This window comes from Streptomyces sp. NRRL B-24572 (genome assembly GCF_002156145.1).
Classification (GTDB): domain Bacteria; phylum Actinomycetota; class Actinomycetes; order Streptomycetales; family Streptomycetaceae; genus Streptomyces; species Streptomyces vietnamensis.
In genome coordinates this window covers 1-8,824 of sequence record NZ_MWIG01000225.1, presented here as the reverse complement: position 1 = coordinate 8,824, position 8,824 = coordinate 1, and the positions used below count along the sequence as shown (strand labels likewise).

Annotated in this window: 7 protein-coding genes and 2 pseudogenes; 6 read left to right on the top strand and 3 right to left on the bottom strand. The window is 72.0% G+C overall.

Annotation, left to right across the window (positions count from 1 at the left end):
- On the bottom strand, positions 1 to 231 hold a 231-nt coding region (locus CCN56_RS14130), incomplete at its 3' end, for a winged helix-turn-helix domain-containing protein (protein WP_179199840.1).
- 138 nt (positions 232 to 369) lie between these two features.
- Here CCN56_RS14130 and CCN56_RS14125 point away from each other — a divergent pair.
- From CCN56_RS14125 to CCN56_RS14110, 4 genes are all read left to right on the top strand, one after another.
- Positions 370 to 1,815 carry a glyceraldehyde-3-phosphate dehydrogenase gene (locus CCN56_RS14125; RefSeq protein WP_086826953.1) on the top strand — a complete coding sequence of 482 codons (1,446 nt, stop codon included), beginning with the start codon at positions 370 to 372 and terminating at the stop codon, positions 1,813 to 1,815.
- 121 nt (positions 1,816 to 1,936) lie between these two features.
- Positions 1,937 to 2,752 (top strand): DUF817 domain-containing protein, encoded by an 816-nt coding sequence (locus CCN56_RS14120; protein ID WP_086826951.1) that lies wholly within the window; start codon positions 1,937 to 1,939, stop codon positions 2,750 to 2,752.
- Positions 2,753 to 2,896: 144 nt separating this feature from the next.
- Complete coding sequence (locus CCN56_RS14115; protein WP_015031667.1) at positions 2,897 to 3,100, top strand: cold-shock protein; 204 nt, start codon at positions 2,897 to 2,899, stop codon at positions 3,098 to 3,100.
- 112 nt (positions 3,101 to 3,212) lie between these two features.
- On the top strand, positions 3,213 to 4,589 hold the full coding sequence (locus CCN56_RS14110) for a DEAD/DEAH box helicase (RefSeq protein ID WP_086826949.1): 1,377 nt from the start codon (positions 3,213 to 3,215) through the stop codon (positions 4,587 to 4,589).
- A 131-nt stretch (positions 4,590 to 4,720) separates the two neighbouring features.
- Here CCN56_RS14110 and CCN56_RS14105 read toward each other — a convergent pair whose 3' ends face one another.
- Positions 4,721 to 5,329 (bottom strand): hypothetical protein, encoded by a 609-nt coding sequence (locus tag CCN56_RS14105; RefSeq protein WP_086826947.1) that lies wholly within the window; start codon positions 5,327 to 5,329, stop codon positions 4,721 to 4,723.
- Between the two features lie 114 nt (positions 5,330 to 5,443).
- Positions 5,444 to 8,008, bottom strand: a complete 2,565-nt coding sequence (locus CCN56_RS45570) for an MDR family MFS transporter (protein ID WP_086826944.1) — start codon at positions 8,006 to 8,008, stop codon at positions 5,444 to 5,446.
- 71 nt (positions 8,009 to 8,079) lie between these two features.
- Between CCN56_RS45570 and CCN56_RS41810 the strand changes: the two are divergent.
- Both CCN56_RS41810 and CCN56_RS14090 read left to right on the top strand, forming a co-directional pair.
- Positions 8,080 to 8,209 (top strand): annotated as a pseudogene (locus tag CCN56_RS41810) (GntR family transcriptional regulator); the annotation flags it as partial.
- A 146-nt stretch (positions 8,210 to 8,355) separates the two neighbouring features.
- Positions 8,356 to 8,824, top strand: a pseudogene (locus tag CCN56_RS14090) (hypothetical protein); the annotation flags it as partial.

The following is an 8,824-nucleotide window of genomic DNA, read 5'->3' as shown; positions in this document are numbered from 1 at the left end:
GGCGGCGAGGACGCGGCGGAGCCGGGTGAGGTGGTTGGCGAGGGCGGCGTCGGCGCTGGCGGGGACCGAGGCGCCCCAGAGGGCTTCCTTGAGGGCGTCCCGGGAGACCGTGCGGTTGGCCTGGAGCAGCAGTGCGGCGAGGAGGACGCGGACCTTGGGACCGGTCACCGGCCTCAGTTCCGTCCCGTCGTGGACGACGAGTGATCCGAGCAGCCCGAACTTCACCACCATGCCCCCGCATCCTGGTAGGTGGGTCCGCCCGACCGCGGCGGATCCCGACGTGACCCATCGTACGGTTCGGCACCCCTTGATTGATCAAACCGGCCGCGGGTTAACATGTGAGCGCCGCCTAGCTCGAAAGATAATCCTGTGACTGTCAATGACGACTCGTTCATCAGCTGGAAGAACCGCGAGGAGATCGCGGAGTCGATGATCCCGATCATCGGGAAGCTGCACCGGGAGCAGGACGTCACCGTCCTGGTCCACAGCCGCTCCCTGGTGAACAAGTCGGTGGTCAGCATCCTCAAGACCCACCGCTTCGCCCGGCAGATCGACGGCGAGGAGCTCTCGGTCACCGAGACGCTGCCGTTCCTCGAGACGCTCACGACTCTCGACCTGGGCCCGTGCCAGATCGACATCGGCGTGCTGGCCGCGGACTACAAGACCGACAGCCGCGGTCTCTCGGTGGCGGAGTTCACCGCCGAGGCCGTCGCCGGCGCCACCGGTGAGAACAAGATCGAGCGCCGTGACGGACGCGACGTCGTCCTCTACGGCTTCGGCCGCATCGGCCGTCTCGTCGCCCGCCTCCTCATCGAGAAGGCCGGCTCCGGCAACGGTCTGCGCCTGCGCGCGATCGTCGTCCGCGGCGGCGGCGACCAGGACCTCGTGAAGCGCGCCTCGCTGCTGCGCCGCGACTCCATCCACGGCCAGTTCCAGGGCACGATCACGGTCGACGAGGCGAACAGCACCATCGTCGCCAACGGCAACACGATCAAGGTGATCTACGCCAACGACCCCTCCGAGGTCGACTACACGGCGTACGGCATCAACGACGCCATCCTGATCGACAACACCGGCAAGTGGCGGGACCGCGAGGGCCTCTCCAAGCACCTGCGCCCCGGCATCGACAAGGTCGTCCTGACCGCGCCCGGCAAGGGTGACGTGCCGAACATCGTGCACGGCGTCAACCACGACACGATCAAGCCGGACGAGCAGATCCTGTCCTGCGCCTCCTGCACCACCAACGCGATCGTCCCGCCGCTCAAGGCCATGGACGACGAGTACGGCGTGCTGCGCGGCCACGTGGAGACGGTCCACTCGTTCACGAACGACCAGAACCTCCTGGACAACTACCACAAGGCCGACCGTCGCGGCCGTTCCGCGCCGCTCAACATGGTCATCACGGAGACGGGTGCCGCCTCCGCCGTGGCCAAGGCGCTGCCCGACCTGAAGGCGCCGATCACCGGCAGCTCGATCCGCGTCCCCGTCCCGGACGTCTCGATCGCGATCCTGAGCCTGCGCCTGGGCCGCGAGACCACCCGCGAGGAGGTCCTCGAGTACCTCCGCGACGTCTCGCTGCACTCGCCGCTGAAGCGCCAGATCGACTTCACCACGGCCCCCGACGCCGTCTCGATGGACTTCGTCGGCTCGCGCCACGCGTCCATCGTCGACGCCGGTGCGACCAAGGTCGACGGCGACAACGCGATCCTGTACCTGTGGTACGACAACGAGTTCGGCTACTCGTGCCAGGTCATCCGGGTCGTCCAGCACGTCTCCGGCGTGGAGTACCCGACCTTCCCGGTCCCGGCGGTCTGATCCACGAGGGCATCCGCAGCACGGCGGCGCGCCGCGCCCCCCGTCCGGGGGTGCGGCGCGCCGCCGTTTCCGCCCACGGGGGCCGGCGAACCGATCACGGCCCCCCGGCGTCCCACCCGCCATGAGGACGCTCACCCACGGGACACGTCAGCTGCTGCGCTTCGCGGTCCTCGAGGCGCGCTGCTGCGCCTTCGCCGTCGCGCTCGTCGGCGGCATCGCCGTCTCCTCCCTGCTGCCCGAACTGCCGGTCGCCCGCTACGACCTGCTCCTGCTGTACGGCACCGTCCTCACCGTCCTCGCGTGGAAGGCCGGCTGGGACACCGGCCGGGACGTCGCCGTGATCGCCGGGTGCCATGCCATCGGCCTGCTCTTCGAGCTGGTCAAGGTGCGGATGGGCTCGTGGAGCTACCCGGAGGACGCCCTGACGAAGTTCGGCGGCGTCCCGCTGTACGGCGGTTTCCTGTACGCGGCGCTCGGCAGCTACATCTGCCGGGCCTGGCGCCTGTTCGACCTGCGGCTCACGGGCTACCGGCCCCGGATCACGGCGGCCCTCGCCGCGGCCGTGTACGTGAACTTCTTCAGCCACCACTGGCTGCCCGACGTCCGCTGGGCCCTGGCCGCGCTGCTCCTGGCCGCGACGGCGGGGACCTGGGTGCGGTTCCGGGTCGGCGAGAGCGACCTCCGGATGCCCCTGGCCCTGTCCTTCGTCCTGATCGGCTTCTTCCTCTGGGTCGCCGAGAACGCGGCCACGTACGTCGGCGCCTGGAGCTACCCGGACCAGCTGGACGGCTGGCAGCCGGTCTCCCCCGCGAAGTTCGGCGCCTGGGCGCTGCTCGTCACGGTCACCTTCACCCTCGCGGCAAATCGGACATTCTTCATGCAGGGGCGCCGGAGCCGTGCTACAGTGGAGATCAGTTGCAGTCGTGGTTCCCAATGAACTTACAAGTGCCTTCGACGATTCGACATCGTCAGGCACTTTATGTGTTTTCGGTGCAGTTTTCCGGACGGGGCAATCATCACGGCGACGCCGGGATCCGCACAGTGCGGTTCCCAGGGGTACGCCCCGCTAAGGAGATCTGACATGGCCAACGGCACCGTGAAGTGGTTCAACTCGGAAAAGGGCTTCGGCTTCATCGAGCAGGAGGGTGGCGGCCCGGACGTGTTCGCCCACTACTCCAACATCGCCACCTCGGGCTTCCGTGAGCTCCAGGAAGGCCAGAAGGTGACCTTCGACGTCACGCAGGGCCAGAAGGGCCCGCAGGCGGAGAACATCCTCCCCGCCTGACGTTGACACGTCCGACGCGGCCGGGACCCCACCCGTGTGGTGAGGGCCCCGGCCCGTCGCGTTTTCCAGACCTTTTCGACGGACCAGACCTTTTCGACGGACCAGGTGCCGCATGACCACCACGCCCAGCAAGGACGCCGCTCCGGCGACCGTGACCTTCGCCGCATTCGACCTGCCGGCCGACCTGCTCGCGGAGCTCACCCGCCAGGGCGTCGACGCGCCCTTCCCGATCCAGGCCGCCACCCTGCCGGACGCCCTCGCGGGCCGCGACGTCCTCGGGCGCGGGCAGACCGGATCGGGCAAGACGCTCGCCTTCGGCCTGCCGCTGCTCGCCCGCACCGCCGGGCGCCGGGCCGAGGCCCGCAAGCCGCTCGCCCTGGTCCTGGTCCCCACCCGTGAGCTGGCCCAGCAGGTCACCGACGCCCTCGCCCCCTACGCCGACGCCCTGAAGCTGCGCCTGGCCACCGTGGTCGGCGGCATGTCGATCGGGCGGCAGGCCGGCGCGCTGCGCGACGGCGCCGAAGTGCTGATCGCCACCCCCGGCCGGCTCATGGACCTCGTCGAGCGCAAGGACTGCCGTCTCGACCGGGTGGCCGTCACCGTCCTCGACGAGGCCGACCGGATGGCCGACATGGGCTTCCTGCCGCAGGTCACCGAGCTGCTCGACCGGGTGCCGGGCGGCGGCCAGCGGCTGCTGTTCTCGGCCACGCTCGACCGTGACGTCGACCAGCTCGTCGAGCGTTACCTGCAGGACCCGGCCGGTCACTCGGTCGACCCCGCGGCGGCCACCGTCTCCACCATGGAGCACCACGTGCTGCACGTGCACGGCGCCGACAAGTTCGCCACCGCGACGGAGATCGCCGCCCGCGACGGGCGCGTGATCATGTTCCTGCGCACCAAGGCCTCCGTCGACCGCTTCGCCAAGCACCTCCTCGGCAGCGGGGTGCGGGCCGCGGCGCTGCACGGCGGCAAGTCGCAGCCGCTGCGGGCCAGGACCCTGGAGCGGTTCAGGAGCGGCGAGGTCCCCGTCCTGGTCGTCACGGACGTGGCGGCGCGCGGCATCCACGTCGACGCGCTCGACCTCGTCGTCAACGTCGACCCGCCCGCCGACGGCAAGGACTACCTGCACCGCGGCGGGCGCACCGCGCGCGCCGGGGAGTCCGGGGTCGTCGTCACGCTGGTCACCCCCGAGGAGCGCCAGGACGTGGCCAAGGTCATGGCCGACGCCGGCATCCGGCCCCGCGTCACCCGGGTCCGCTCCGGCGAGGCCGAGCTGACCCGTATCACCGGCGCCCGCAAGCCCTCGGGCGTACCGGTCGACGGCAGTGCGCCGAGCCAGGAGGGCGCCAAGCGCGGCGGCGCGGCCTTCCGGGGCATCGGCACCGTCCCGGGCCGCCCGGGCCGCGCCAAGAACGAGTCCCGCCGCGCCGCCGAGGCCCGCAGGACGGCCGAGGCCCGCCGGGCCGCGAAGGTCCGCCGGGGCGGCTGAGCGAACGGCTTCACGAGCCCTTCGTCGGGCCGACGGACAGCCCGGCTGCCCGTCGGCGCGACGTCCGGAGCCTGGGCTCCGGCCGGTCCGGCGTCCAGGAGCCTGGGCTCCGGCCGGTCCGGCGGATGCCGTCAGACGCTCCAGATCTCCTTCATCGTGGCCACTTCGCCCTTGGCGTTCAGCGTGACCTCGTAGACGTTGCCGTAGCAGCCGTAGGGGGCCTCCACCTTGGGGTAGTCCTCGGTGGGAGCCCCGATCTCCTGGGCATGGCAGCGGTCGATGTGCAGCGCCAGCTGCTCGTGGTCGACCTGCTTCGACTGGCCGGGGCCGAGGGCCAGGTACGCCTTGACGTTCTGGGGAAGGACGTAGTGCTTGGTCGGGTCCGTCGGCTCGGCGCCGTAGATCCAGTCGTTCGGCGTGCAGTGCGGCTTGGCCTCGGCGCCCTCGAAGCCGCCGGAGTCCCGCATGAGCTGGACCTTCAGCTTCAGGAGCCCTGCGGGCAGGGTCGGCGGAGTGCCGCAGTCGCCGCCCTTTCCGTCACCGTCGACGTCATCGGCCGGGGCTCCGTCTCCGGCCTCGGCGGGGTCCGACGTCTTGGACGCCGCGCCCGACGGCGAGGCGGCGGCACCGGAACCTCCGGTGGCGCCCTGGGCGTCGGGGTCCTCCGGACCGCAGGCTGCGACGCCGCTCAGCGCGGCGAGAAGCGCGATCGCGCTGAGGACACGGCGAGTTGAAGTCATTCTTCCATTCCCCCGAATGAGAGAGCTCGATGTCGTGATCATGATTGATCGACGGGGCTTTCTACACCACGGAGTTGCCGAAGGGCCAATCGGCGCGACGCCGGGCACGTCCCGTCAGCCCTGCGCAGGAGCCCTCGTCGTGACCAGCAGGCCCACCAGGAGGCTCGCGAGGAGCAGGAGACCGGACGTGCACCAGAGGGCGACGGAGTAGGCGCCCAGGACGGCCGCGTTCGCCTGCGCGACGCCCTCGGACGCCGCTGCCGGGAGGTAGCACGTGTCGACGAGGACGCCGCGGCGGACCACGTCCGTCAGGACCGGCGGAAGGCCCTCGACCTCTGACAGGCGGCTGGAGATCCCCGAGGCGACGATGCTGCCGAACAGCGGGACGGCGAGCCGGCCGCCGAGGCTCTGGGCCGCCAGGACCGTGCCCGCCGCGCCGCCGGAGCCCTGCGGGCCGGACGCGCCGGTCGCGGTGTCGAGCAGCGGCCCGAGGGCCAGACCGAGGCCCAGGCCGAGGAGGAGGATGCCGGGCAGGACGAGGGCGGCGTACGAACTGTCGGCCTCGAGCCGGGCCAGGAGTCCCACGCCGACGGCCGCGAGGACCAGGCCCGGGACGACGAGGAGGCGGGGCGCGAGCCTGGCCCTGAGGCGGCCGGAGCCCTGGGCGGCCACGAGGACGGCGACGGCCAGGGGCAGCAGGGCGAGTCCGGTCCGGGACGGCGTGTAGCTCAGGCCGGCCTGCAGATACAGGGACAGGACCAGGAACACGATGGGCGTGCTCGTGCCGACAAGGGCGAGGGCGAGGAGGGAGCCGGCGCGGTCACGGTTCCCGAAGAGACCCGGCGGGACGAGCGGGCTGCCCGTACGGGTCTGCCACCAGGCGAAGGCCACCAGGAGGGCCACGCCGAGCAGCAGCAGGAGAAGGGTCATGGGCGTGATCCAGCCGCGGCCGTAGACGGCCTCCGCCTGGTGGAAGCCGTACAGGAGCGCGGCGAGACCGCCGGTGCCGAGCAGCAGGCCCGGTACGTCGAGGCGGGCCTGGACACGGGCGGACCGGTCGTCCGCCAGCCGGACCGCGGGGATCATTGTGACGAGGACAAGCGGGACCGCGGCGTAGAAGCACCAGCGCCAGCTCAGGGTCTCGACCAGCCAGCCGCCCGTGAACGCGCCGATGGCCAGGCCGCCGCCCGCGAAGACGGCGTAGACCCCGAAGGCCGTGCCGCGCTCCTTCCGGTCGGTGAAGCCGCCGGCCACCAGGGCGAGCGCGGCCGAGGAGAGCAGCGCGGCGAACGCGCCCTGGAGGGCGTACGCCGCGAGGAACACGGGGGTGGCGGGGGCCATTCCACCGAGCACGGAGGCGACGGCGAAACCGGCGAGGCCGATGATCGCCGCCCTTTTGCCGCCCAGGAGATCGGTGAGGTGCCCGCCGAGCAGGAGCAGGGCGCCGAAGGCGATCCCGTACGCGAAGGGCAGCAGCTGGAGGTCGTCGACGGAGAGGGCCAGGTCGGCCTGGATCACCGGCAGCGCCGCGTTCGTGCTCGTCGAACCGACGAGGACCAGGAACTGCGCCAGCACGGCGACGGCGAGTCCGGCCCACCGCCGGGGCGACGGACCCGCCTGGCCGCCCGGGGCGGTGGGCGGGCCCCACGCTCCGGGCACAACGTCCACGACGGGCCCGAACCCGGGCGGCGGGTTTCCTCCCGCAGGCACGGTCGGGATGTAGGCGGGCTGCGGCGGGGCCTGTGCGGGGATCCTCGGGTCCGGAATCGTCGCCCGCGTCTCGGGGGCGAAGTCCAGCAACTGGGCGGCATGACGTCCGAGTTGGGCGAGCACGGAGCCGGGCAGCCATTCCTCGGCCCGGTCCGTCGCCGTGCGGGCCGCCACCTCGGCGGGTGTCGGCCGCCGTGTCGGGTCCTTGTGCAGGCACTCCCGTACGAGATCGACCAGCGAGTCCGGCACGCCCGTGAGGTCCGGCTCGTCCTCCGCGATCCGGAAGAGGTGCGCGCTGAGGCCGGTGTCGGTGGCGCCGAAGAGGAGCCGGCCTGTGGCGGCGTACACGAGGACGGCACCCAGGCAGAACACGTCGCTGGCCGGGGTGAGTTCGAGCCCGCGCACCTGCTCGGGCGACATGAAGCCGGGCGAGCCGATCAGCATGCCCGTCCGGGTGTGCAGGCTGTCTCCGCCGAGGCCGTCCATGGCCCGCGCGATGCCGAAGTCGATCACGCGCGGCCCGTCCACGGTCACCAGGACGTTGGACGGCTTCAGGTCGCGGTGGATCAGCCCCGCCGCGTGCACGGACTGCAGCGCCACGGCGAGCCGGTTGGCGAGGACGCGCACCGAGTGCTCGGGCAGCGGGCCGAAGTCCTTCGCCACCACGGCGGTCAGGTCGGGTCCGGGGATGTACTGGGTCGCCACCCACGGCACCGGTGCCCCGGTGTCGGCGTCGAGCACGGCCGCCGTCCACTCCCCGCCCACCCGCCGGGCGGCCTCCACCTCGCGCGCGAAGCGGCGGCGGAACTCGGGCTCCTCGGCGTACTCGGCCTGCACCACCTTCACGGCGACCGTCCGCCCGGCTTCGGACCGGCCGAGGTACACCAGCCCCATCCCGCCGGCGCCCAGCCGGGCGATGAGACGGTACGGGCCGATGCGCGTCGGGTCTTCAGCGATCAACTGGTCCACGAAAGAAACATAGTTGAGGCACGCGACGCCTCGCGCGGGATCACCCGAACCATGGGGCACATCACTGCGACATCGCTCAGGTCCGGCACGCACTGCCTGGGCCCGCTGAAGGAGGGGGACCGGCTGCCGACCGTCAAGGACGTGGCGAGGCAGACGGCGGTCAACCCGAACACGGTGCTCAAGGCGTACCGGGAGCTGGAGACCGGCACCCACCACCTCGCGTGGAACCAGGGCGTCACCCGCGCGGAAAAGCCCGTGCCGTCACCCGCAGGAGGTCGTACGATGATCGCGATGACGACTCACCTCCTTCACAGATCGGGGGTCCCGTCCGCGCAAGGTGAGTGCTGATGGCCACTCCCCCCGCGTACGAGGATTCCCACCTCTCCCGCTGGCTGCGCGTGCGCGAGTTCGCCGTGCCGCCCTCCATGATCGAGACCGCGACCACCCGCCGTCGGGCCGGGGACTGGGCGGGGGCCTGTGCCGCCGCACACGTCGACGTCGATCTCGACCTCCGCTCCCTGGCACGGAGTCACGGCACGGAACTCGCGGCCCGCGTGCGGGCCGATCTGCGCCTGCTCGCCCCGGACCTGCTGCGCTGGCACATGCCGAGGATCGCCCCGGACGGGCTGCTGCGCCCGGGCCTCACCGTCGCGCTCGCCCGGTACGACACCGAGGGACGCGACGGCGCGGGTCCCGTGCACCTGGTGGCCCGGACCGCGCCCGCCTGGGCGGACTCCGGGCAGCGGATCAGCCTCGCGCTCCGGGACCGGTCGCCCTCCCGCACCGGCTCCGGCTCCGTGCACCCCCATTCCCCTC